Genomic DNA, 632 nt, shown 5'->3' with positions numbered 1-632 from the left:
GTTGCAGGCGTCCTCGGACATCACCACCCGGCTGCTGTCCGGCGGCGAGCCGCAGGAGGTCCTCACGCTCATCGCCCGGCGCGCCCGCGAGATGGCCGACGCCGACGCCGTGGCGATCCTGCTGCCGAACCGCGACCGCGACGTGCTGCGCGTCGCGCTGCAGGATGTCGAGCCGGTCGAGGGCGGGCCGGGTGTCCGGCTTGTCAACGACGAGGTCGCGGTCGAGGGCTCGCTCGCCGGCCGGGCGTTCCTGAGCGGCGAGCCGCTGGCGTTGGACGATCTCGACCACAGCCAGGTGCATCTGATCTGGGCCGACGACCCTCCGGTGGGGCCGGCAGCGGCCGTGCCGCTGGGCGCGGCCGGGGCCGTACGCGGGGTGCTGGGGCTGGTGAAGCGTTCCGGGCGGATGCCCTTCAGCCAGTCGGAGCTGCGCACGCTGCACGCCTTCGCCGGGCAGGCGGCCGTCGCGCTGGAGCTGGCCGAGACCCGCCGCGACGCCGAGCGACTCGGCCTGCTGGAAGACCGCGACCGCATCGCCAAGGACCTGCACGACGTGGTCATCCAGCGCCTGTTCGCCGTGGCCATGACGCTGATGAGCGCCGTACGCCTGGTCGAGCGGCCGGAGGCCTCCT

At 74.1% G+C, this 632-nt stretch carries 1 protein-coding gene; it reads left to right on the top strand.

The window, feature by feature from the left end:
• Window positions 1-632, top strand: a 632-nt coding sequence (locus HHX35_RS42395; protein ID WP_182904248.1) for a GAF domain-containing protein, incomplete at both ends; no start/stop codon positions are given.

Origin of the sequence: Microbispora sp. H10830, from assembly GCF_014161375.1 — a bacterium.
Classification (GTDB): domain Bacteria; phylum Actinomycetota; class Actinomycetes; order Streptosporangiales; family Streptosporangiaceae; genus Microbispora; species Microbispora catharanthi.
This window is presented reverse-complemented; position numbering and strand designations above follow the sequence as displayed.